At 61.6% G+C, this 21054-nt stretch carries 24 protein-coding genes, 2 tRNA genes and 2 rRNA genes; 5 read left to right on the forward strand and 23 right to left on the reverse strand.

Annotated features, from left to right (window positions below; genetic code table 11):
* The 3 genes from MCUHO_RS12880 to rrf form a co-directional block, all read left to right on the forward strand.
* Positions 1-112: ribosomal RNA gene (locus MCUHO_RS12880) — 23S ribosomal RNA — on the forward strand; the annotation flags it as partial.
* A gap of 108 nt (positions 113-220) precedes the next feature.
* A tRNA-Cys gene (locus MCUHO_RS00020) sits at positions 221-292 on the forward strand.
* Between the two features lie 88 nt (positions 293-380).
* Positions 381-502, forward strand: a 5S ribosomal RNA gene (gene rrf, locus MCUHO_RS00025).
* Positions 503-889: 387 nt separating this feature from the next.
* Here the strand turns inward: rrf and MCUHO_RS00030 are convergent.
* The 3 genes from MCUHO_RS00030 to MCUHO_RS00040 all read right to left on the reverse strand — a co-directional run bounded on the left by MCUHO_RS00030 (position 890) and on the right by MCUHO_RS00040 (position 3776).
* Positions 890-2653, reverse strand: coding sequence for a formylmethanofuran dehydrogenase subunit B (locus tag MCUHO_RS00030; protein WP_084385829.1), 1764 nt, complete (start codon positions 2651-2653; stop codon positions 890-892).
* Positions 2654-2784: 131 nt separating this feature from the next.
* Entirely contained in the window at positions 2785-3222 is a 438-nt protein-coding gene (locus MCUHO_RS00035; protein ID WP_067072055.1) for a hemerythrin domain-containing protein, read from the reverse strand.
* A 104-nt stretch (positions 3223-3326) separates the two neighbouring features.
* Entirely contained in the window at positions 3327-3776 is a 450-nt protein-coding gene (locus MCUHO_RS00040; protein WP_067072057.1) for a hemerythrin domain-containing protein, read from the reverse strand.
* A gap of 192 nt (positions 3777-3968) precedes the next feature.
* Here MCUHO_RS00040 and MCUHO_RS00045 point away from each other — a divergent pair, with 192 nt between their 5' ends.
* Positions 3969-5279, forward strand: coding sequence for an APC family permease (locus MCUHO_RS00045; protein ID WP_067072059.1), 1311 nt, complete (start codon positions 3969-3971; stop codon positions 5277-5279).
* On the opposite strand, the gene MCUHO_RS00050 is transcribed toward MCUHO_RS00045, so the two are convergent.
* Together MCUHO_RS00050 and MCUHO_RS00055 are read right to left on the reverse strand one after the other, a co-directional pair.
* Positions 5276-6793 (reverse strand): MBL fold metallo-hydrolase, encoded by a 1518-nt coding sequence (locus MCUHO_RS00050; RefSeq protein WP_067072248.1) that lies wholly within the window; start codon positions 6791-6793, stop codon positions 5276-5278. The genes MCUHO_RS00045 and MCUHO_RS00050 overlap by 4 nt on opposite strands.
* 122 nt (positions 6794-6915) lie before the next feature.
* A complete protein-coding gene (locus tag MCUHO_RS00055; RefSeq protein WP_067072061.1) occupies positions 6916-7422 on the reverse strand; it encodes a flavodoxin domain-containing protein in 507 nt (168 codons plus the stop codon).
* Between the two features lie 82 nt (positions 7423-7504).
* Here MCUHO_RS00055 and MCUHO_RS00060 point away from each other — a divergent pair, with 82 nt between their 5' ends.
* The gene (locus MCUHO_RS00060) at positions 7505-8146 is read left to right on the forward strand and encodes a tetratricopeptide repeat protein (RefSeq protein ID WP_067072063.1); all 642 of its coding nucleotides are present in this window, start codon (positions 7505-7507) and stop codon (positions 8144-8146) included.
* A gap of 92 nt (positions 8147-8238) precedes the next feature.
* Here MCUHO_RS00060 and MCUHO_RS00065 read toward each other — a convergent pair whose 3' ends face one another.
* The 18 genes from MCUHO_RS00065 to MCUHO_RS00145 all read right to left on the reverse strand — a co-directional run bounded on the left by MCUHO_RS00065 (position 8239) and on the right by MCUHO_RS00145 (position 21043).
* Entirely contained in the window at positions 8239-9924 is a 1686-nt protein-coding gene (locus MCUHO_RS00065; RefSeq protein ID WP_067072065.1) for a glutamate--tRNA ligase, read from the reverse strand.
* A gap of 4 nt (positions 9925-9928) precedes the next feature.
* The gene (locus MCUHO_RS00070) at positions 9929-10894 is read right to left on the reverse strand and encodes a polyprenyl synthetase family protein (protein WP_067072067.1); all 966 of its coding nucleotides are present in this window, start codon (positions 10892-10894) and stop codon (positions 9929-9931) included.
* 10 nt (positions 10895-10904) lie between these two features.
* Positions 10905-12242 (reverse strand): RNase J family beta-CASP ribonuclease, encoded by a 1338-nt coding sequence (locus tag MCUHO_RS00075; RefSeq protein ID WP_067072069.1) that lies wholly within the window; start codon positions 12240-12242, stop codon positions 10905-10907.
* A gap of 28 nt (positions 12243-12270) precedes the next feature.
* On the reverse strand, positions 12271-13323 hold the full coding sequence (gene fni, locus MCUHO_RS00080) for a type 2 isopentenyl-diphosphate Delta-isomerase (RefSeq protein ID WP_067072071.1): 1053 nt from the start codon (positions 13321-13323) through the stop codon (positions 12271-12273).
* A gap of 3 nt (positions 13324-13326) precedes the next feature.
* Positions 13327-14085: an isopentenyl phosphate kinase gene (locus MCUHO_RS00085; protein ID WP_067072081.1), complete on the reverse strand. Its 759-nt coding sequence runs from the start codon at positions 14083-14085 to the stop codon at positions 13327-13329.
* A complete protein-coding gene (mvk, locus tag MCUHO_RS00090) occupies positions 14078-14947 on the reverse strand; it encodes a mevalonate kinase (RefSeq protein ID WP_067072083.1) in 870 nt (289 codons plus the stop codon). Before mvk ends, MCUHO_RS00085 begins: the two co-directional genes overlap by 8 nt.
* Complete coding sequence (gene amrB, locus MCUHO_RS00095; protein WP_067072085.1) at positions 14948-15736, reverse strand: AmmeMemoRadiSam system protein B; 789 nt, start codon at positions 15734-15736, stop codon at positions 14948-14950.
* 27 nt (positions 15737-15763) lie between these two features.
* Positions 15764-16372 (reverse strand): 30S ribosomal protein S2, encoded by a 609-nt coding sequence (gene rpsB, locus MCUHO_RS00100; RefSeq protein WP_084385830.1) that lies wholly within the window; start codon positions 16370-16372, stop codon positions 15764-15766.
* A 1-nt stretch (position 16373) separates the two neighbouring features.
* On the reverse strand, positions 16374-17561 hold the full coding sequence (gene eno, locus MCUHO_RS00105) for a phosphopyruvate hydratase (RefSeq protein ID WP_067072087.1): 1188 nt from the start codon (positions 17559-17561) through the stop codon (positions 16374-16376).
* Between the two features lie 7 nt (positions 17562-17568).
* On the reverse strand, positions 17569-17736 hold the full coding sequence (locus tag MCUHO_RS12170; RefSeq protein ID WP_084385831.1) for a DNA-directed RNA polymerase subunit K: 168 nt from the start codon (positions 17734-17736) through the stop codon (positions 17569-17571).
* Positions 17737-17766: 30 nt separating this feature from the next.
* Positions 17767-17840, reverse strand: a tRNA-Pro gene (locus MCUHO_RS00110).
* The gene (locus MCUHO_RS00115; RefSeq protein ID WP_048181237.1) at positions 17841-18029 is read right to left on the reverse strand and encodes a DNA-directed RNA polymerase subunit N; all 189 of its coding nucleotides are present in this window, start codon (positions 18027-18029) and stop codon (positions 17841-17843) included. It abuts the tRNA gene before it with no gap.
* A 34-nt stretch (positions 18030-18063) separates the two neighbouring features.
* Positions 18064-18465 (reverse strand): 30S ribosomal protein S9, encoded by a 402-nt coding sequence (locus MCUHO_RS00120; RefSeq protein ID WP_067072089.1) that lies wholly within the window; start codon positions 18463-18465, stop codon positions 18064-18066.
* A gap of 12 nt (positions 18466-18477) precedes the next feature.
* Positions 18478-18900 carry a 50S ribosomal protein L13 gene (locus tag MCUHO_RS00125; RefSeq protein WP_067072091.1) on the reverse strand — a complete coding sequence of 141 codons (423 nt, stop codon included), beginning with the start codon at positions 18898-18900 and terminating at the stop codon, positions 18478-18480.
* 5 nt (positions 18901-18905) lie between these two features.
* A complete protein-coding gene (locus MCUHO_RS00130; protein WP_067072093.1) occupies positions 18906-19274 on the reverse strand; it encodes a 50S ribosomal protein L18e in 369 nt (122 codons plus the stop codon).
* The gene (locus tag MCUHO_RS00135; protein WP_067072095.1) at positions 19271-20101 is read right to left on the reverse strand and encodes a DNA-directed RNA polymerase subunit D; all 831 of its coding nucleotides are present in this window, start codon (positions 20099-20101) and stop codon (positions 19271-19273) included. Before MCUHO_RS00135 ends, MCUHO_RS00130 begins: the two co-directional genes overlap by 4 nt.
* Positions 20101-20490: a 30S ribosomal protein S11 gene (locus tag MCUHO_RS00140; protein ID WP_067072097.1), complete on the reverse strand. Its 390-nt coding sequence runs from the start codon at positions 20488-20490 to the stop codon at positions 20101-20103. Before MCUHO_RS00140 ends, MCUHO_RS00135 begins: the two co-directional genes overlap by 1 nt.
* Positions 20491-20494: 4 nt before the next feature.
* Positions 20495-21043 carry a 30S ribosomal protein S4 gene (locus MCUHO_RS00145; protein WP_067072099.1) on the reverse strand — a complete coding sequence of 183 codons (549 nt, stop codon included), beginning with the start codon at positions 21041-21043 and terminating at the stop codon, positions 20495-20497.
* Between the last annotated feature and the right edge of the window lie 11 nt (positions 21044-21054).

Consider the following 21054-nt stretch of genomic DNA (forward strand, 5'->3'; position numbering starts at 1 on the left):
AGAGACTCCGCTGAGGACACGGGTAAAAGACCCGATTGATAGGTCCGGGATGTAAGCACGAAGGCAACGACGTGTTCAGTCCGCGGATACTAACGTCCGATGTCTTCCGCTGAGCTCAGACGAAATCCGGAGTACGCACCGATGACGCCTTACGGCCGAATCTAGCAAGGGTGTAACCCTTAAATAGATTGGGCGACAATAGAGTGAGGTAACACAGCTTGCCAAGGTGGCGGAGCGGCCACGCGGTTGACTGCAGATCAACTACACCCCGGTTCAAGTCCGGGCCTTGGCTTCCATTCGGGCGCGAAGCGGCCGATTGGGGAGAAAACCCCGCAGGGGTTTTCGACTCGATCGAACCTTCATACCTGGATGTTACTGGTAATAGCGGCCATAGCAGAGGGGAAACACCTGGACCCATTCCGAACCCAGAAGTTAAGCCCTCTCACGTGATGTGTGGTACTGAGGTGCGCGAGCCCTCGGGAAGCGCAACTCGCTGCTATTACCTCCCTTTACTTTGAAAACTGTTCTTAGAGTTTCTGCTCTGTTCTGGAGTTTTACTGTGCGAACGCCAGTGATCGATCGTTCTTCTTCTGCGTAGCGCGCGTTTACATCGATACTATCGACAAAACTGAAAGTCGAGGGGGAGAAGAGGGGAGCGATCTCTCGCCCCGTTGAAGCTCGCTTGCAGCGCCTCCCGGGACATCCGGCACGACGCCCGGTCGGGCTCTTCCCCATTCCCGACGTTTGCGGTGTTCCGCGGTTTGATTGATGGAATTGAGGTTCTAAAGATTGGATCTCAGTGATGCGCCGCCACTGCGGTGGCACCAATCTATCTGTGGTCTGCGCGGGTTATTTAACTTTTGTTTCATGTCGAGCAATTTACATTTACTCATGCTGCCGGCGGCGCCTCCGAATACCGCCTCTCCGGGACGATTACGCCGTAAGGCTGACGTCTCTCCTGTACCCGGGAGAGGATCTCTGACAATACCTCCTCGTCGGTCGGGAGACCCAGGTCGAGGATCTTCTTCATCCGGATCGGTACTGAGTCCATCCGGTAGCCCGTTCCCTCGCAGTCGATGCCTGTGCATGCAACCGGGATATGGAGATCCGCAACGGAGGTGCTGAGCGAGACGAACGGATCGATGACGATCGTGGGGATCGTCGCGAGGTGTTCGTTGCACCGTCTCGGCAGATGCGCTCCGGGGTCGGCGCCGATGATGAGGCATGCATCGGCCTCGCCCCGGCGGAGCAGGTCGACCGCCGTCGTCTCGCCGGGGTTGTAGTAGGGCGTGCCGCGCGAGAAATCGACGCCGTACGGGTAGCCCGTCAGGAACGAGAACGTCTGGTTGGTGCCGTTGACGTTCCAGTGCCCGCGCATGGGCGTCAGGGTGAACTTCGTATGCCGGTTGAGCTCGTCGACGAGCTGGATGGCGTTCCTGACGTTCTTGTACCTGCCGCGCGACTGCGTCAGGCCTATCCCCGTGAAGAGTGCCCCGAATCGGGCGTTCATGCAGAGGTCGGCAAGCCAGATCAGCCTCTCCCGCGGGACACCTGCAACGGTTGGGGGAAGCGCGTCCGCGTGGCCCCTGAGGATCGCCCGTAGCGCCGAGAATACCGCGTAGTCCCCGCCCGGCCTGATCCGGATGAACTCATCGGCAAGCTTCGCGGTATCGGTCTCCCTGATATCCACGACGACCAGAGTCCGGTCATGGTGCCCGTTATCCCGGTACTTCCCGGTGACGAACGTCGTATACCGGGAGAGGTGGCGGGGGTGCGACTCGATGGGGTTCGAGCCCCAGTAGATCACGACGTCGGCCCGGTTCTTCACCGCACCAAGCGTGCACCCCGGGTGACCCGCCTCCTGGATGCCCATGATCGACGGCCCGTGGCAGATCGACGAACAGTTGTCGATCACGCCCCCGATCGCCTCGGCGATCTGGATGCCGATGCACTGCGCCTCCGCGGACGTCCCGCTCCACCCGAACAGGAGCGGCCGTTCGGCGTCGGCGAGCACCTCTGCGGTATACCGGATAGCCTCCTCTAATCCAATCGTCTCCCAGGTTCCTCCCGTCTTTGAGACAGGGAGCATGAGACGGCTCCTTGAGAGGAACTTCTCCGAGCCGAGCGAGCATGCGTTGTCGACCGACCGGATCGCCCCGCCCTCGACCCGCACGACCAGGTCGTCGCAGAGGCACCCGCAGAGCGGGCAGGCGACGTCGCGGATGGTCACCGCCCCGCTGCCGTCGTCACCGGAGGGTGCCGGCACCGGAGGGCATGCGGCCCCGCCTTCCTCGATGAGGATATCCCAACCGGATCGCGGGGAGAGATCGGTTCGTTTCACCGTCCCTTTCAGCCATTTGTAGTCCGGAGCACCGGTTCCCCGCGTGGTCGCGTGCAGGATTGCATTCGCGTGCGGCCCGCAGGGGATGAACACGGTTCCGGAGACGAGATCGTCGCAGGGAGTGGCGATAAACACCTCCTCTCCCGTCCCGGTCGAGAGGAGAAGGCAGTCTCCTGCCGCGGCCCCGAGTTCCAGGAGATCGAACGGGTTGACGAAGCAGCGTGCCGTCTCAATGGAGTAGGCGGGCATGTCTTTGTAGTAGAGTTTTTTGCCCTGCGCGATCGTCCTCCCGCTCGTGATGAGAATATCCATTGATGGTCAGTCTGACCTCTGCGGCGATAATGGTTGCGGATTTACAATTGAAAAAAGTAAACGAAAATAAATTTACCGGGTGACCCGCACCAGGAAGAGAAGGGGTGCCGGGCACCCCGGTATCGTGAGTGTCACACCGGCACGTACCGCGCCGCCGCCACCTTCTCCTTCTCGAACGTCTCGCTGAGGGCGAAGAGATCGCTCCTCTCGATATGCTCCTCTGCCCGGGCGAAGACCTCGCCCTCTTCCGAGACGAAGTGGGCCTCGACCCGTCCCCGAAGATCGGCGAGCGCCGGCATCCAGGCGTCATCCCGGAGCGGGATCCTCTCAAACCGTGCAAGCGTCTCCCGGACATCGGTGTGCTCGTCGAGCGATCGCCATATCTCCTCCGGAACCCTGTCCCGGAGGTGTGCATACAGGGTAACCTCCTCTGCATGCATGTGCCCCGGCAGTTCCCGGCGAAGCGTGATGCACCGGACGTCCCGGGTCTCGGGGTTGCTCTCGAGTTCGTCGAAGAGTGCCCTGATGAGATCGTGATCCTCACGGATCAATTCAAGAATCTGCGGCATATACGTCCTCCGTCCGGTGGAGAATAGGGGATGAGGAACTTAACGGTTTCGCCCGGCCGATCCCGGCCAAAAAAGAGAGGTGTCGGCACCCTCGCCCGACGTGCTCAGCGTGCCGCAACGGGGAGCGCGCTCTTCTTTGCCTCCTCGTAGCTGCTCCCAAGACTCGAGAGATCGTCGCTGCTCATCTTCTGCTGCATCTCGGGGAAGATATGCTCCTCCTCCTCGCTGATGTGGTGTTCCACGTTCTCCTTGATCACCGTCACTTTCGCCACCCAGACGTCTTCCTCCGACGTGGATGCGCTGTCGAGCTGGGATAGGAGCGTCTTGACCGCGTTGTGCTCCTCGATCGATTCGAGGGCTATCTCCTGCATCCCCGAGTCCATGAGTTTCGGGTATACGGCCTGCTCTTCTCCGATCATGTGCGGTATGAGGTTCTCCTTTAATGCGTTGTACTTCTGCTCCCGGCTGCTCGTGCCCTTGCTCGAGAGTTCCGAGAGTTGCGAGAGCACCATCTCGTGCTCCTGCTTCAGTATGTCGATAACGCTCTGTGCCATCGATTCACTTCCCCCCGCTCTTGCAGGGAAGCCATGAGGGGCGAGGCGAATATATATACATTATGCGGTGCCCCGTCGCGCGCCCTCTCCTTGCTCCCCGGCGGCGATGCGCCCGGCTGTATGGCGTTTCATGCCGGTGCCCGACAGTCGTTGCCGGATATCCATAAATGCTGCAGGCACATAGGATTGTACATGCCAAACGAGGATCGGGGCACCCCTACTCCCGGGACGAAGCTCCGGCGCGAGCTCGGCCTTCCCGCGGTCACCCTCTCGGGCATCGGGATCATCCTCGGGGCCGGGATCTATGCCCTGCTCGGGGAAGCGGCCGGCATGGCCGGAAACGCCGTCTGGCTGACCTTTGCCGTCGCCGCCGCCATCGCCGCCTTCAGCGCGCTCGGCTACGCCGAACTCTCGTCGATGTTCCCTCGTGCCAGCGCCGAGTTCGAGTATGTCAGAAACGCCTTCGGGAGGGGGCTCGCGTTCGTCGTCGGGTGGCTGATCATCTTCTCCGGCATCCTCGGGGCCGCAACCGTCTCGCTCGGGTTTGCCGGCTACTTCTCGGATCTCGTCGGCTTCCCGCCCCTCCCCTCCGCCATCCTGCTCCTCCTCGTCCTTGCCGGGATCCTCTTCTACGGCATCAAGGAGACCGCCCGGGCCGCCATCGCGATGACCCTCGTCGAGGTCGGAGGAATCGTCATGGTCATCCTGATCGGCCTCCCGCACCTCGGACGGGTAGACTACTTCGAGATGCCCCTCGGGGTTCCGGGTCTCCTGCAGGCCTCCGCGCTCGTCTTCTTTGCCTACATGGGATTTGAGGAGATGGTGAAACTCTCGGAGGAGACCAGAGACCCGGAGCGAACCATCCCCATCGCCCTGATGATTGCGCTCGCCGTCTCCGTCCTCCTCTACATCCTGGTCTCCCTCGCCGCCGTATCAGTCGTCGGGTGGGAGCAGCTCGCCGCATCGAGGGCGCCCTTCGCCGAAGTCGCGTCCGTCGCTCTCGGCCCTGCGGCGTTCACCGTCATCTCCGTCATCGCCCTCTTCGCCACGGCGAACACCGCTCTCCTGATGATGATGGCGTCGTCCCGGATCACCTATGGGATGGCCTCCTCCTTCTCGCTCCCGTCCATCCTCGCCCGGGTGCATCCCCGGACACGGACGCCGTGGACTGCCATCGTCGCCGTCCTGCTCGCCTCCATCGCGTTCCTCTTTGCCGGCGAGATCGACTTCGTCGCGAACGTCACGAACTTCACGCTCTTCGTGACGTTCGTCGTCATCAATGCAGCCGTGATCCTGCTCCGCTATCGTGCGCCGGAAGTTGCCCGGCCGTTCCGGATACCGGGCAGCATCGGCAGGTTCCCGGTCATCCCGGCCGTCGGTATCGTCTCGACCCTCCTTCTCCTCGCCCAGCTGGAACTCCTGGTGCTGCTCATCGGCGGGATGGTGGTCGTCATCGGTGCGGCGATTGCCCTTGTCGGAACGCGGCGGCCGCCTTCCGCCTAGTCCTGCTCCTCTTTTGCCCGGTAGCGCTCGATGGGCCCGATGGCTTCCAGCCTCCCGTCCGAGAGGACGGACATGGCGCCGTGGCCGCACGCGACCAGGCACCGCCGGCCGGTCGCTCTGAGTTCTTCGTCCAGGTCATGGATCAGTTCGAGCAGTGCCTTCCTCTCTCTCTTGGCGCAGTCGCTGTCGACGTTGACCGAGGTCACCAGGAAGTCGGCGAGCGAGTTGTAGCGTCTCCGCGCCTCGTCGAGGCTGCCGAAGTTGATCAGTGTGTCGGCGGTGAAGATGATCCCGTGCGTGGGGCAGAAGAAGTAGACCTGGCCGTGCATATGTCCGCCGAGAGACTCGAGAACCTCGAACTCGAGGCCGTTGACCGTAAAACGTGCGAGGACGGGGAAGATCGAGCGCATGCCGAGCCTCTCCGCCGGAAAGACCTCGGGGTCGCCTGGGGGGGTGAAGTGCGAGAAGAGGTTGATGACGGTCGTGTAGACCTCTTCGAGGATCGAGGACTCGCTGCGCGACCCGTATGCCCGGTTCGCCCGGCGGATGATCTCGAGCGACCCGGTGTGCGTATACGCCTTCGCCTCGAAGAGTCCCCCCGCCCCGCAGTGGTCGGCATCGGCATGGGTGATGTAGATCCTCCGGATCTTCCCGAGATCATCGAGACCGTAGTGCCGGAACATCCGGACGGCATCCTCGTGATAGATCCCGTATCCGGTGTCGATCATCACCGTCTCGTCCGGGGCGCGGAGCAGGAAGATGTTCCCGCCGCCCGGCATCTGGAAGCAGAAGACCTCGACGTCGTCGGCGAGGCTGATGCGCTGGACGTCCGCGTAGAACCCGTCGCCGGTGGTGTCCCGGAGCGTCCGGCCGGTGAGCAGGATGGACTCGAAGACCTCTCTTGGGTCCTGGCCGAGGCTGTTCAATTCCTGGACGATGTGGTTGACGTCCTGCAGGAGCGAGAGCAGGAACTCGTCCTCCGCCGTCCCGATCAGCCCCCGCACCGCCTGGGCGAATCGGACGTAGAAGACGGTGTCGTCGAGTCTCTCACCGGTGGTGTCGTACTCCAGGATCTCGAGACGGTAGCGGGACTTCAGCCGGTCGAGCAGGTTCTCGACGATCGCGGTCTCTTCGACGTTCAGGCTGATCGTGACTCTCCCGGGGTCCGGCCTCCGGTCGTCGAAGTCGATGTAGGCGATGTTCGCCCCCGCCCCGGTGACGTAGGTGAGGAGTTCGAAGAGGGATCCGGGTTCGTGAGGGAGGTATACGGAGAATTTGAGAAACCCGAGCGTCGGGAGCGACTCCTGGAGGTAGCCGATCGCGTGGAGGTCTCTCTTCATCCGGGTGTAACTCTCCGGCTCTGCGGTCACCTCAAAGAATACCGTGGCGGGATCGATCCGGCGGTCGTACTGGATGCGGATGATGTTGCCCGAGTAAGACTTGACGATCTCGGCCGCGCGATGCAGCGCGCCCGGTTTGTCGGGCATTCTGGCTACAAAAGAGTATTTATTCACCCGGTTCACCTTGTGGTTTATATAGGTGAGCGGCCGTCCTATAAGCACTTTTTTGTGCGTTCCGGCAGCCGGAACAAGAAAAGGGAGGTTTTTCTGCCTTCACACCATCCTGTCGCGGCCGGTCACGCCGCCATGAGTTTCTGATGCACCGCCTGTGCCCAGGCGCGGACGGCTTCCCAGTCGCGGAAGTCTCCGGTCTTTGCCCGGATCATCTTGACGATGGTGCGGTCGGTGAAGGAGAGGCCGCTGCTCTCCAGTCTGCCCGGGAAGACACCGACCTCCACCGGGTTGACGAGCAGCCTGACCGAGTCCATCGATGCTTCCGCTTTCCTGAGGATCTCGGGCCCCCCGTCTGCGACCGTGAGGCCCACGGCGAAGTAGGCGACCGGGATGGTGCGCAGGCGCTGCTGGTTCTTCTCGATGAAGACCTGCGGTTCCGGAAGCCACTTCCCCATGTATATCGGGCTTCCGATGACGGCGGCCCGGTACGGGGAGATGTCCTGAACCTCTCCCACCGGCCTGACATCGACATCAACGCCTGCTTTACGGAGTTCGTTGCCGATCGCCTCTGCCACTTCCGCGGTCGAGCCGTAGCGGGTGGCGTAGGCAACAAGAATCCTCTCTGCCATGAGTAGTTACTTCTTGCTCGACCGGTCTTATTCGTTGCGGGTCGGGTTATCTTCTTATGGATTGGCTCCCCTTTCAGGTTCGATGGCGACAAGAGATGAGGATGCCGAACGATGGTATCACAGAGGTCAGGTTCTCTGCACCACCCGATGCTTCAACGATGCGGTCGTCTGTTACGATAAGGCACTTGAACTCTCTCCCGACGACCCTCTCCTCTGGAAAAGGAAGGGGTTTGCTCTCATCAAGGCCGGCCGCTACGACGAGGCGGTCGCCTGCTTCGATAAGGCGCTCGCCGCAGATCCCGACGATGCGACGGCATGGCAGCGGAAGAGCTACGCTCTCGCGCACCTCGGGAAACACGAAGATGCGGTCGCCTGCTGTGATCGGGCGCTCAGGCTTGACCCGGAGCACATTCTCGCCTGGCAGAGCCGGGGCTGGGTGCTCGGGGTGATGTGCCGTTACGACGAGGCGCTGGAATGTTATGAGGCGGTTCTCTCGATCGACCCGGAACGTGGGTCGGCAGCCTGGCACCGGGAGCGGATGCGGGAGAGGAGAGAACTCGCGGCGCTCGAGGCAGAGATCCGGGAGGCCGAGCGGATCATCGAGGTGCCGGCCTGCATCCGCGACGTCGCCCGGGAGCGGGACTACGCCAACGTCGATCTCGCGCGGATGCTGCTTTGCGAACTCGCCCGCCGGGCAGAGAGGGCGGCGATCCAGCGCCGGTGAACGTGGGCGGTCTTCCCTGGAATCTATCTTTTAAACCGTCTTGAAAAAAAGGGCGTGAAGAAGGGATTCTATCCCTATCCGGTGAACCCGCTTCACCGGTGCGCAAAATACGCGCTTACCCGGCCGCCGTCCGCCGAATCGATCCGGGCAAACCCGATCCGCTCGAACTGGACGACGCGGTCGGTCTCTCCCGCGACCAGCGGCTCGCAGAACCCTTCGAGGCTCCCGTCCTGCCGGAGAAGGGTGCAGGGGAGTTTCGCGTCCGCCGGCAGCCACTGGATGATCGGCGCCTTCTCGTGCCGGGCCTCTTCGAGCGAGTCGCCCGCGTAGGATACCCGCAACGCATCGCCGTCCCACTCGATCTTCACGTTGTAGAGGTCTTTTAACCTGACCATGCTCTTCCCTTCGATATCCGCCCGCGGGAGGAGGATTGCTCCCTCCGCGACGAGGGTGCGAACCCCCCGGGAGGGATCGTTCGGATGGAGAAGAGCATGCGCCTCACGGCGCGGGGCGCCCTCCACCGTGACCTCGACCGGGTCGGGGACGAAGAAGTAGCGGTTCGCCTTCGGGTCGACGAGCTCCTTGTTCCGGGAGTAGAGGTTCTCCCACGAGAACGATATGTCGGTCTCCCCGATCCCGATATCGACCATGGCGTTCCGGACGGCCTCCGGCTCGATGCCGCGACGCGCGATCGCCCGCATCGTCCCGAGGTGGATGTCGTCCCAGCCCGTGTAGAGGCCGCTCTTGATCCCTTCGCGCATCCCCGACGTCGAGAGAACGACGCCCGATATCCCCATACGGCCGTAGTGGCGGTAGACCGGCGGCTTCCAGCCGAAGTAGTCGAAGATGTACCGCTGGCGTCTCGTGTTCGCGATATGGTCCTTGCCGCGGATGACGTGAGTGATCCCGAGCAGGTGGTCGTCCACCGCGACCGAGAAGTTCATCAGCGGAAAGACCGTGGCGTCCACCCGCGGGTGGAGCGGCGCGTTCACGATCCGCATCGCGGAGTAGTCCCGCATCGCCGGGTCGGGGTGGGTGAGATCCGTCTTCACCCGGACGGTCGCGTCGCCCTCGTAGAACTCCTGATCAAGCATCTGCTGCCAGAGTTCCAGGTTCTCCTCCACCGTCCGCTCCCGGCAGGGGCAGGCCTTCCCCTTGAGTTTGAGTTCGCGGAAGCGTTCGGAGTCGCAGACGCAGACGTAGGCGCCGCCGAGTTCGATCAGTCTCCTGCACCAATCGTAGTAGATATCGAGGCGGTCGCTCTGGTAGACGATATCGGTGATCCCGAGCCCCAGCCACGCGATATCTTCCCGGACCATCTCGTATGCCTCGGGATCGACCCTCCGCGGGTCGGTATCCTCGATGCGGAGGACGTATCGGCCGCCGTAGCGCTTGACGTAGTAGTCGTTCAAGATGGAGGCGCGGGCATGCCCGAGGTGCAGCGGGCCGCTCGGATTCGGCGCAAACCGCATCACCACGCCGTTCTCCGCCCCCTCGAGAGCAGGGAGTTCCCGGACGTGTTCGTGCGTCTCGGTGAGTTCCGCGAGAAGTTCGGGCGCGAGTGCTTCGAGCCGGCTCTTCCTCTCCGCCGCGCTCATCTGCGCCACCTCTGCGACCGCCTTCCCTGCAAGAGGGCCGAGTTCCCGCGCACGGCTCCGGAACTCGGGGTGCTTGCCGAGCACCGTGCCGATGACCGTCCCGCTCTTCGGGGCGCTGTCGTGCTTCACCGCGTTCTGCAGAGCGTAGATAAAGAGCAGGTGCTCGATATCGCCGTCCATGGTATCAGTTGCCTCGAGCAATGAAGAAATCGGCGATCTCCTCAAGAAGCCGCCTCTCCTCCGTGTCCGGGAGAATCGAGAGCGCCTGTTTCGCGACGGCTGCCCGTTCGACGGCGACCGCCCTGACCTGGTCGATGACCCCGGCCTCCCGGAGCCGGGCGATCAGGTCGTCGATCTCGGCAGTGGAGAGTTCTCTCCGGTACGGAACGAGATCGATCCCCTTCTCCCGCGCCCGGATAGCAATCAGGGTCTGTTTCCCTTCCCGGATATCCGACGCCCGGTCCTTGCCGCTCGCTTCACTGCTCGCAAGGAGATCGATGAGGTCGTCCTGTATCTGGAAGGCGATCCCGCTGTTCACCCCGTACTGATAGAGGGCGTCGGCCTGGACGGGATTTGCTCCGGCAAGGATTCCACCGATGGCGGCGGATGCCCCGTAGAGGACACCGGTCTTCTTGCTGACCATCTCCAGGTACTCCACCTCCTGGACGTCGCTCCTCTTCTCGAAGGCCATGTCCATGCTCTGCCCGTCGCAGATGTCGGTGCACGTCCGGGCAAGCATCTTCACCGCCCGGATCTTGGCGGCGTCCGCGGCTTCCGAGAAGCAGATGAACTCGAACGCCTTTGCATACAGCACGTCCCCGGCAAGAATCGCCGTCGGTTCGTCCCAGACCGTATGCACCGTCGGCACGCCGCGCCGGGCGGCGTCGCCGTCCATGATGTCATCGTGGATGAGGGTGAAGTTGTGGGTCAGTTCGAGCGAAAGGGCCGCCGGGAGCAGGTCGTCGGAGCTCCCCTTCCTCACCGCATCCGCAGCGAGAATGACGACCGCCGGGCGGAGGCGTTTGCCCCCCGCAAGCAGCAGGTGGGCGCTCGCCCGGAAGAGGTCGCCGTGGACATCTCCGAAGTAACGGTGGAGCGCCTTGTCGATCCGCTCAGCATTCTTCTCCAGGTAGTCTTCAAGCGTCGTCATGCATTGTCTCCTACTTTATCAACAGTCTGCTCCCGTTCCGGAGGATATGGAGGTCGTTGCCGAGCGTATACCCGAGCTCCTCCGCGAACCTCGCGTAGCCGCCGGTCATCCCGATGTCGCCGTGAGACGGGACGATATGCTGGGGATTTAAGAGATGCAGGAACTCGTAGTGGTCCTCTTTGTAAGCGTGACCCGAGACGTGCAGTTCATCGAAGATCCGCACGCCCGCCATCTTGGCACGGGCCTCGACCAGGTAACGCTGGCCGTAGTTCATTGGGTTCGGGATCACCTTTGCGGAGAAGAGGATCTTGTCGCCCTTCTCCATCTTGTAGGGGGTGTCCCCCATCACGATCCTTGTCAGGATGGCGCCTGTCTCTCCCTGGTGGCCGGTGACGATCGGGAGGAACTTATCCTTCCCGGTCTTCATGATCCGGCGCAGCGTCCTATCAACGGTCCGGCGGTTGCCGAACATGGAGAGGGACTCGGGGAACGCGACCAGTTTCAACTGTTCGGCCGCCGAGCTGTAGCGCTCCATCGACCGCCCGAGCAGGACCGGTTTTCTGCCGATCTCGTGGGCACATTCGGCGATGGCCTTGACACGGGATATATGCGACGAGAACGTCGAGACGAAGAGAGCGCCTTTGTCGTCCTCGTAACTCGTGATGGTATCCCGTACGAGGTCCCGCGCGATCCTCTCGCTCGGGCACCGGCCGTTATCGGCGATGTTGACGCTCTCCGTGATGAGGGCAATGACACCCTCCTTCCCGATCTGCCGCAGCCTGGCGAAGTCAGGGGGCGCCCCGAGCACCGGCGTCCGGTCGAGTTTGAAGTCGTTTGCATAGACGACCGCGCCTCTTGGCGTGTGCAGGACCGGGAAGACCGTATCGATGATCGAGTGCTGGGCCTGCACGAACTCGAGCGTCAGGTGCGGGGAGATGGTATAGCGCTGCCCGGCTTTCAGGGCGAAGAGCTTGTTGTTCACTCCGAACTTCTGTTCGCCTGCAATTTGCTGTCGGATCAGTTCCGAGGTGTAAGGCGTGCTGATGATCGGGGCGTTGTAGCGGTGCGCCAGTTTCGGTATAGCACCGATATGGTCAAGGTGTCCGTGCGAACAGACGATAGCCTTGACGCTCCCCTCGGTCGCATTCATGATGGTGTCATCAGGAATGGCCTTCATCTCGATCAGGTCCAGGGAATGCATATTCTCGATATCAGCATCCTCGTGGATCATCACCTGGTCGAGCCTAAGACCCATATCAAAGATGACAATCTCTTTTCCGCAGCGGACGGCAGTCATATTTCTGCCGACTTCGTTATATCCGCCCACTGCTATGATCTCAATATCCATGTAGTCTCCTTGTAGAGTTTTTCCGTTGTTAGTCGCTGTTTTCAATCATTTGCCGGGTCAGGCCGGTTATATACGTCCTGGCGTGCCGGAGATCCGCTACAGACCGGGATCCCGTCAGGAACATCGCCACGCGGAGTTCGCGGTGCATCGCTTCGACGGCCAGAGAGAGCGCGTTCTCGCTCTCCATGGCTGGTTTCAAGAGGGGGAGCGCCATGCCCCCGAGGTCTGCCCCGAGAGCGATGGCCTTAGCGATGTCGACACCTGTTCGTAGTCCGCCCGTCGCGATGATCGGGCCTTCTATCGTCCGCACCTCGTGGAGGCTCACCACCGTCGGTATGCCCCACGAGAGGAATGCCTCCCCGAGATCGGCGAGTTCGGAGCCGCTCGCCCGCAGGCGTTCAATCTTCGCCCACGACGTGCCTCCGTAGCCGCCGATATCGATGGCGCTTGCTCCGGCACCCCGGATAATCCTTGCGGTTCCGGCCGATATGCCGGAACCTGTCTCCTTCACGATGACGGGGTAGGAGAACTCTTTGCAGAGGTTGCGCAGCACTTCGATGCATCCCTCTGCGTTGTGATCGCCCTCCGGCTGAATCGCTTCCTGAAGCGAATTGATGTGGATGGCGATCGCCTGTGCATCGATCATCTCGACAGCCCGCTCCGCCCACTCGATGCCGTGGTCGCGGAGCTGGATGATTCCAAGGTTCGCGCAGAGGAACGCGTGTGGCGCTTCCTCCCGCACGACAGTGAAACTCTCCTCCAGTTCGGGCTTCTCCAGTGCCGCTCGCTGAGAACCGACACCCATGCCGAGGTTATACCGTTCGGCGGCACGTGCCAGCCGTCGGTTCACCTCGAGGGTGTCCGGATGTCCTCCGGTCATCGCTGCAATGAAGAGGGGGGAACCGAGTGCTCTATCGAGGAACCGCGTCTTCGTCTCGATCGCGTCCATGTCGCACTCGGGAAGAGCGTTATGCACCAGGCGCACGTCCCCAAAGCCGGCGTCGCCGGCCTCGACGGGCTGCTCGCAGCATATCTGCAGGTGATCCCGTTTTCTTGAAGACGTCGCGGTCTCTTTCTTCATGGTTTACTCCTTTGCGGTTATCATTGTTCCGCCATGCTCGATACCGTCCAGGAACCGGCCGATCTTCGAGACATGGAAGATGTGTGAATCGATGCCGGCATCGGCCAATGCCAGGAGTTCCGCAAGTTTGCCTCGCATGCCCCCGGTCACGTCGGTGTTTCCCGACCCGCCGACATCGAGCGACTCCACCGTGCTGCGGTCGATACGCGGGACGACCGAGCCGTTCGCGAGGACGCCGGGAACATCCGTTGCAAGGCCCACCCGCCTGCTTTTGAGAGCGGCGGCAAGATGGGTCACGAGCTGGTCGCCCGAGACGATGCAGGAGCCCCGGAGACGGTCCATCACCACGTCGCCGTGCAGCACGGGCACAATGCCGTGTTCCGACATTTCGGCGATGTGGCGGGTCTCGAACGAGACCAGACGTCCGTTTTCGGCGAGGCCGAGGTCGAGGGGGTGGATGCCGATTGCCTCGACCCCCGCGTCCCGCAGAGCGTCGACGACCGCCGTGTTCAGGCTTGAGACGGCGGTATGTGTCTCGTAGACGCCGGGGACGTTCTCTCCGGTCAGGCCGTCGTTGATCCGGTAGCGACGGGCCTCGGGATGCCCGCACGACCCCGCGCCGTGGACGAGCACGAGAGCGGTCTCTCTCTGTGCGGCAAGTTCTACCGCGATCTCGCGGAGGCGGGCGTGATCGATGGCACAATCCCCCGACTTGTCGGTGATCACGCTCCCCCCCAGTTTCAGTACCACTCTCTCAGTCATGCTTCTCTTTTCTCGCGCCGTCCGTATCTATCGACGTGATGATTGCTCTTCCTTCGCAGGCCTCGATGGCCCCGGCAACCCGGCTCTTCGCACGCCTCGGACAGAGGGCGACGATGCACCCGCCGCCTCCGGCCCCCGTGATCTTTGCGCCGTATGCGCCGCTTGCCCGCGCCGCAAGCACGAGTTTGCTGCTCACCGGGTGCCCCACGCCGAGCGCTTCCAGGAGGGCGTGGTTCATGTCCATATACTGCCCGAGTTCCTTCGGGTTGCTGATGTTATGGAGGGCTGCAAGCGTCAGCGCCCCGATCGCGTCCAGGATCGGGTTCGCGACCTCGGGGTGTTTTCGCTGGAGTGTCCCGACCAGTTCCACCATCTTCGCGGTACTGTGCGGCACCAGGGTGTTCCCCACGACGACCTGCAGGTTCTCGGGCGGCAGTCTCCGCTTGGAGTTCCCCGTGATCAGCACCATGCCGCCGTTTGCACAGACGTAGGTGTCGGTGGGGCTTGCCCGCCCTTTCTGAACTTTCTTCTCGATGGCAAACGCGGTCTCTGCGATGTAATCCCGGGTGTGCCCGAGATTGAACTCGTCATTGATCGCAGAGAGCGTCGCCACCGTCACCGCGGCCGACGACCCGAGCCCCGACGAACTCTGGAGCTGGGAGTGGACGTAGACACTGCCCCGGGCACCCATCATCCTGAAACACTCGTCGATGTAGGGCGACTTCGGGCGGGTCGGGTTGCGCGACTTCCTCACTGTGACGAAGACGCGTGGCTTGATTGCCATCGCGACCCCCGGCTTTCCATAGACCACTGCATGCTCACCGAACAGGAATACCTTGCCCGGCGCGCTCCACGTTGCCAATCAGACCACCGCTATTGCTGCATACCCCACTACCTGATTGTAATCTTCCGTCACATCGCCGCTGGTCGTATACCGTAAGAGCTCTGCCCTCTCTGCACCGAGCGACCGGCATGTGATGCACATGGTCGCGATCGGGCCGTAGCCGCAGACCGTAGCGCGTGTCTCCTGGAGCCGCCGGTAAAACTCGGGTATGTCCAGGGTTTTGAGCGCGTCGATCGCGTGCAGGTCCTGCCGCCGGGCCACCTCGTCCGGGACGTAATGGGAGAAGTCGCTCGAGGCGACGATCCGCACGTCCCGTTTCGTGTGTTCGATTGCCTGGAGCAGGTGCTCCGCAAGGCTTTCCGCCGCCTCGTAGGTCTGTTCTCCCATGAGAACGGGTGCGGCCCTTGCTCTCGGGAACCGGTATTTTATGATCGGCATCTGTACCTCGATCGAGTGTTCGCTCTGGTGCGATGCCTCGTCTATCTCGATATCCATCGCGTCGACAAACTCCGTATCGACATCGACGATCCCGAGCGGCGTCTCCCACGGTACGGCAGAAGCACAGGTCATGTATCCCCGATGACTCGGGCCGATGACCAGAAACGTGCCGTCAAAATCAGGTGGTATGGTAGAGAATGCACAGGCTCCTGTCTCTCCCGAGTAGACGTATCCTGCGTGGGGAGAGACGATTCCCCGGGATATTATCCCCGGGGCCCTTTTCTGGAAAAAGGTCTCCAGCAGTTGCTCCAGATGCCTGGGCTCGGCAGGATAGAACATTCCCGCTACACTGCATGGGCGCATATCCATCAAGGTTGAGCTCTTGTGCTTCGGATCTTATAACTCTGTCTCAAAGTCTTCGGACGTGAGCGATGTGGCCACGCCGCGCAGGCGGAGCAGTTCCTTTGTCAGGAGGTAGTAGATCACCGAGAGCGCCTTCCGACCCTTGTTGTTCGTCGGGATGACCATATCGACGTACTTCGTCATATTGTTGGTGTCGCAGAGCGCAACGATCGGGATGCCTGCCTGGACGGCTTCGGTGATCGCCTGGGCATCGCCGATGGGATCGGTCACCACGACGACGTCGGGCTCGATGTACTTGTTCAGACGCTGGTTGGTGAGCATCCCGGGGATGAAGCGGCCGATGACCGACATGCCGCCGACGGCGTCGGCGAACTTCTTGGCCGGGTACTGGCCGTACTGCCGGGAGGTGACGACCAGGATCTTCGAAGGCTCATACTGCGAAAGGAACTTCGCGGCAGTCTTGATCCGTTCGTCGGTTGCCTGGATATCCAGGATATAAAGTCCGTCCCCACGCACGCGGTAGATGAACTTCATCATGTCCTTGCTCTTCTGCTGGGTGCCGATGTGCACGCCTGCCGCAAGGTACTCCTCAACGGGCAACAGCGGTTCTTTCAGTTCAATTTCAAGTTCGTTTCCTGTCAAGTTAGATCAGCTCCTCTATGCGAATCAATTCATTCAGTTTGGCTATTCGCTCACCGCCGACCACGCCGGTCTTGAGGAAGATGCACCCGAACGCGGTTGCAAGGTGTGCTATCGTCGCGTCGGTCGTCTCTCCGGAACGGTGGCTCATGACGGTCTCCATACCGTTCTCCTGTGCGAGGCGTATCGCCTCGAAGGTGTCGGTGAGAGTCCCTATCTGGTTTGGTTTGATCAGGACGCAGTTTGCCGCATCCGTCTCGACGCCCTTCGTGATCCGCTCGACGTTGGTCACGAAGAGGTCGTCGCCGCAGATGAGGCACCGGTCCCCGACCTGATCGGTCAGGTCGCCGAACGCCTCGAAGTCCTCCTCGAAGAGGGGGTCCTCGATGTAGATGAGGTTGTAGCGGTCGACGAGATCCGTCATGTAGGCGATCTGGTCTTCACGGCTCCGTGCCGCGTCCTTGTAGCGGTACTGCTCGCCGTTCCAGAGTTCGCTTGCCGCTACGTCGATTCCCATCCTGACCTCGACGTTCGTCTCGTCGGAAACGGTGTTGATTGCGTCAGTGATGAGCTCGAACGCCTCAATGTCGGTTATGGCAGGTGCCCAGGCGCCTTCATCCCCTTTCCCGGAGAGTTTGCCCTGCTCCTGCAGCATCTTCTTCACGGTCTTGTGAACGGCAGCGTTCACGAAGACGCCTTCCGTCGCGCCACAAGCCCCGGTGGGAACCACCAGGAACTCCTGGATCGAGGTGGCGTTGGGGGCATGCGCGCCTCCGCCGATGACGTTGCCGAGCGGCAGGGGTGTCTCGGCGGCGAACGCACCTCCAAGGTAACGGAAGAGTTCAAGGTCGAGAGACGCCGCCGCCGCCTTTGCACACGCAAGCGAGAGCGCTACGGCGACGTTTGCGCCGATCGAACTGAAGTCGGCCGTTCCGTCGTTCTCTCTGAGCAGTGCGTCGAACGTGATCTGATCACGGGTGTCTTCACCGATGAGCGATGGAATCAGGTTTTTCTGCGCGTCCTCGACAGCCTCGCGCGGCGGCCGCACCTTTGCTTCATACGTGCCGGTGCTGGCACCACTGGGTGCCGCAGCCCGTCCGAAGCCGCAATCCGTGTAGATCTCAGCCTCGACGGTCTCGTTTCCGCGGCTATCCAGGATTGTTCTCAGGATAATCTGTTCGATGGTCGTCATCAGATCACTACTTTCTCTTCACCGTTATAGGGATCATGTCTTGAGCGTACTCTTCAAGTGCGATCTCGAGCGGCTCTGTGTTTGGTGTTTTGACCAGAACAGGCGCACCCATCGAGATCTGGAGAGCACGAGCCCCTATAATTCGTGCCCGTTCATACCGGGTATATGATTCCATCGTGCAGCCTCAAAATCATTCATGATAAAATGGGGTCGCTGAGATTTGAACTCAGGTCACAGCATCCCGAACGCCATAGGATGGCCAGGCTACCCCACGACCCCTCATTGGTACGGATTCAGGTCCTCCACTACTTCCTTGTGCGTCAGCAGCATCCGTCTGCAGCAGTAGCGCTCCAGACCGAGATCGTCGAGGATCCGTTTTGGATCCTCGCCGGCATCCCGCCGCTCCTTGAACTCCTTCCAGGCTGTAGAGACGACCTTACCGCATGTAAAACATCGTACGGGTATCATAATAATGGTCCAGCATCCCTTATATCTCTTTTGCTCACCGGTAGGACTTCTGGAACTTCGCCCGTGCGCCGGGGCCGTGCGGTTTCTTGGCCTCTTTCTGCCGCGAGTCGTTTACGAGCAGTGTCCGGTCGTACGCAAGGAATGCGTCCTTTATCTGGGGGTCGTTGTGCCACTCCACGATGCCGCGCGCGAGCGCAGTCCGGACTGCTTCGGCCTGTCCCATCGTGCCGCCGCCGGAGACATCGATCGCCGCGTCGACACCGTCGAGCGCGTTCGGAACCAGCAGCAGCGGCTCGGCGATCTTCATGCGGATCAACTCAGTCCCGTAGATCTCCAGGGGCACGGAGTTGATGCGGACCCGACCGTTGCCGGGCTTTAAGGTCGCGCGGGCGATTGCCGTCTTTCTCTTACCGCTTGAATTGATGATCTTTGCCACTTCATCACCTCATTAATATTTAGCTCCGAGGTTGTTGCTTATCGCCCCGATCGTCACGTATCTCGTGCTGCCCAGCCGGTCGATGTGTGCCGCCTCGAGCGTCTCCGTCTCCATTCCGGTGAACTCCATTGGAACGCCGACGTAGGTCTTGATCCGCTTGAATGCCGCGATACCGCGCTCGCGCTTGTAGGGAAGCATCCCGCGGATGGTGCGCTTGACGATATGGTCGGGCCTGCGCGGGAAGAACGGGCCGCCCTCGCGGGATCCGCGCTCGCGCTTCGTGGTGTAGTTCGCGAGCACCTGTGCCCTGTTTCCGGAGACGATTGCCTTTTCCACATTCACGATGGCGATCTCTTCGCCGGCAAGCGCACGCTGCGCGACGAGGCTGGCCATCCTTCCGAGCAGTAATCCGTCTGCGTCGATAATTGTAACCATTCGTCTCACCTGAGGATCCGTACCCTGCTCCCCGTCGGGTTGTCCCGGACGAGGTCCTCGATAGTCATGCACGTCCCGTTTGCGCCGGTGATCTTGCTCACCGCCGCTTCGGAGAAGTCCAGTGCAGCGATCTTCACCGGCAGGTTGAGCGCGCCGCTGCCGAGCACCTTGCCCGGCACCAGGATCGTCTCACCTTCGTTCGCGTACCGGTCGATCTTGCTGAGGTTCACCTCGGCGTAGTTCTTCCGGGGCGCATCCAGCCTCTTTGCAATCTCGCGCCAGATGTTCGCCTCATGTATGCGCGACGCGTCTTTGAGCGTCACGATGAGGGCGGTCAGCCGGGGGTTTGATTTATTCTCGGTTGTCTTCTTCATTCAGTCCCCTCTCCCGTAATCTCGTTCATCACGTCTACCAGGTTGTCTGATGATTTCTGGATATATTGTAGCGCTCTCTCGATGATCTTCTGGACGGGCATCGAACCGTCGCTCTCCACCACGAAGATAAATCTCTCCGTATCGGTGCTTATGTGGATGGCCGGCTCGGTGCCGATTCCACCGGCGAGGCATGCCCGCTCACAGAGTCTGCAGAGGGAACAGAGTTCCTGCCGCCCTTCAATGACCCGGATTTTCCCCTGTGCCGTTTCAAGCACGCTCCTCGGGCATTCGTCGATGCACATGCCGCACCCGTCGCACCTCGCGTCGATGGCGATCACCGGGTAATTCTTGTAGCCGCAGGCGGTCGTCGCCTGCCACTTGGCATGCTCTTTTCCGGTGCCGATGACTGCCTGCGCTTCGAGCACGACCTTCTGGTCCTTCGCCAGTTCGATGATGGGGATGCCCTCTTCCGCCGGTGCGGCGTCGGGATCCTGCGGTATCAGGTCGCTTGAGGTGACGGTCTTCGGCCCCTCGACGGAGAGCGTATAGGTCGCGGTGCAGGCCGAGCATCCGACGCCTTCGCAGGTACACTCACTGCGCGGTTTGTAGACCTTGAGGTCTGTCCGGAGTGGAACGAGTCCCAGGCGGTGCGTCAGCATCTCATCGAAGAGGACGCTTGTGTTGTCGTAGATGCGGACATCTTCGATGGCGAGCGTCGGCACTTCGCTGATCATCGCCCGCCGGAACATATTGGCGAACGACGTGGAAACGCCGCTCAGGGTGAATTTGGCGACTCTCTCATCCAGTCGAGAAAACGCTATCTCCATTACACTCTCCTTCCTCTCCGGCCGCCTTTACCGCGGATGCTGTCGTGAGGCACCGGGGTGACGTCTTCGATGCGGCCGATCCTCATCCCTGCACGGGCAAGGGCGCGGATCGCTGCCTGAGCGCCGGGTCCGGGGCTCCGCTGTTTGCCCCGACCGGGTGCGCGGACCTTCACGTGGACGCCGGTGATCCCCTTGTCCCGTGCGTTCTGCGCGACCTGGATTGCCATCTGCATGGCTGCGTACGGCGAGCTCTCGTTCCTGTCCTGTTTCACGACCATGCCGCCGCTGCTCTTGGTGATCGTCTCCGCTCCGGAGAGGTCGGTGACGGTGATGATGGTGTTGTTAAAGGAGGCAAAGATGTGCGCGATGCCCCATTTCTCTTCTGCCATGGTTTTATCTCACTCCTGCGCGGGCGATGCGGCTTCTCTCGGGGTGAACCTCGTTCGTGAGCGGGGAAGGCCCGTAGTAGCTGATCTCGGCCTCTTCGGCTCTCTCGACACGGTAGCCCGGGATGGTCACGCGGCGGCCTTTGATTGCGATGTGGCCGTGGGTGATGAACTGGCGCGCCTGCTTGGGGGACCGTGCGAACCCTCTGCGGAGAACCAGCGTCTGGAGCCGGCGGTCGAGCTGCTGCTCGACTTTGAGCGCAAGGACGTCGCCGACGTCGGCGTTCTCACCGACGAGACCGTAGCGGTACAGGTGGTTGACAAGCCGGTCTCTCTTCTCCAGATAATCCTCGGTGCTGAGTCCGCCCGAGCGCAGTGCCACCAGTTCACGGGCAGCAGCGCGGTACTTCCGCAGAACGCTCTGGGCCTTCCAGAGTTCGCGCTTGTTTCGCAGGCCGTAGTCGATGAGGAGCCGCTTTTCGTCCTCGAGTCTCGTCTTTTCGAACCGCCTCTTGGGCGTCGCGTACTGTTTGTGGTTTTTTCCTGGGTATCCCATTCAATCACCGC

Source organism: Methanoculleus horonobensis (assembly GCF_001602375.1).
GTDB lineage: Archaea > Halobacteriota > Methanomicrobia > Methanomicrobiales > Methanoculleaceae > Methanoculleus > Methanoculleus horonobensis.

Excerpts from the sequence above, each read along its gene's own strand:
- MCUHO_RS00030 (WP_084385829.1), bottom strand. The coding sequence starts at position 2,653 with ATGGATATTCTCATCACGAGCGGGAGGACGATCGCGCAGGGCAAAAAA.
- MCUHO_RS00035 (WP_067072055.1), bottom strand. The coding sequence starts at position 3,222 with ATGCCGCAGATTCTTGAATTGATCCGTGAGGATCACGATCTCATCAGG.
- MCUHO_RS00040 (WP_067072057.1), bottom strand. The coding sequence starts at position 3,776 with ATGGCACAGAGCGTTATCGACATACTGAAGCAGGAGCACGAGATGGTG.
- MCUHO_RS00045 (WP_067072059.1), top strand. The coding sequence starts at position 3,969 with ATGCCAAACGAGGATCGGGGCACCCCTACTCCCGGGACGAAGCTCCGG.
- MCUHO_RS00055 (WP_067072061.1), bottom strand. The coding sequence starts at position 7,422 with ATGGCAGAGAGGATTCTTGTTGCCTACGCCACCCGCTACGGCTCGACC.
- MCUHO_RS00060 (WP_067072063.1), top strand. The coding sequence starts at position 7,505 with ATGGCGACAAGAGATGAGGATGCCGAACGATGGTATCACAGAGGTCAG.
- MCUHO_RS00065 (WP_067072065.1), bottom strand. The coding sequence starts at position 9,924 with ATGGACGGCGATATCGAGCACCTGCTCTTTATCTACGCTCTGCAGAAC.
- MCUHO_RS00070 (WP_067072067.1), bottom strand. The coding sequence starts at position 10,894 with ATGACGACGCTTGAAGACTACCTGGAGAAGAATGCTGAGCGGATCGAC.
- MCUHO_RS00075 (WP_067072069.1), bottom strand. The coding sequence starts at position 12,242 with ATGGATATTGAGATCATAGCAGTGGGCGGATATAACGAAGTCGGCAGA.
- fni (WP_067072071.1), bottom strand. The coding sequence starts at position 13,323 with ATGAAGAAAGAGACCGCGACGTCTTCAAGAAAACGGGATCACCTGCAG.
- MCUHO_RS00085 (WP_067072081.1), bottom strand. The coding sequence starts at position 14,085 with ATGACTGAGAGAGTGGTACTGAAACTGGGGGGGAGCGTGATCACCGAC.
- amrB (WP_067072085.1), bottom strand. The coding sequence starts at position 15,736 with ATGGATATGCGCCCATGCAGTGTAGCGGGAATGTTCTATCCTGCCGAG.
- eno (WP_067072087.1), bottom strand. The coding sequence starts at position 17,561 with ATGACGACCATCGAACAGATTATCCTGAGAACAATCCTGGATAGCCGC.
- MCUHO_RS12170 (WP_084385831.1), bottom strand. The coding sequence starts at position 17,736 with ATGGAATCATATACCCGGTATGAACGGGCACGAATTATAGGGGCTCGT.
- MCUHO_RS00115 (WP_048181237.1), bottom strand. The coding sequence starts at position 18,029 with ATGATACCCGTACGATGTTTTACATGCGGTAAGGTCGTCTCTACAGCC.
- MCUHO_RS00125 (WP_067072091.1), bottom strand. The coding sequence starts at position 18,900 with ATGGTTACAATTATCGACGCAGACGGATTACTGCTCGGAAGGATGGCC.
- MCUHO_RS00130 (WP_067072093.1), bottom strand. The coding sequence starts at position 19,274 with ATGAAGAAGACAACCGAGAATAAATCAAACCCCCGGCTGACCGCCCTC.
- MCUHO_RS00135 (WP_067072095.1), bottom strand. The coding sequence starts at position 20,101 with ATGGAGATAGCGTTTTCTCGACTGGATGAGAGAGTCGCCAAATTCACC.
- MCUHO_RS00140 (WP_067072097.1), bottom strand. The coding sequence starts at position 20,490 with ATGGCAGAAGAGAAATGGGGCATCGCGCACATCTTTGCCTCCTTTAAC.
- MCUHO_RS00145 (WP_067072099.1), bottom strand. The coding sequence starts at position 21,043 with ATGGGATACCCAGGAAAAAACCACAAACAGTACGCGACGCCCAAGAGG.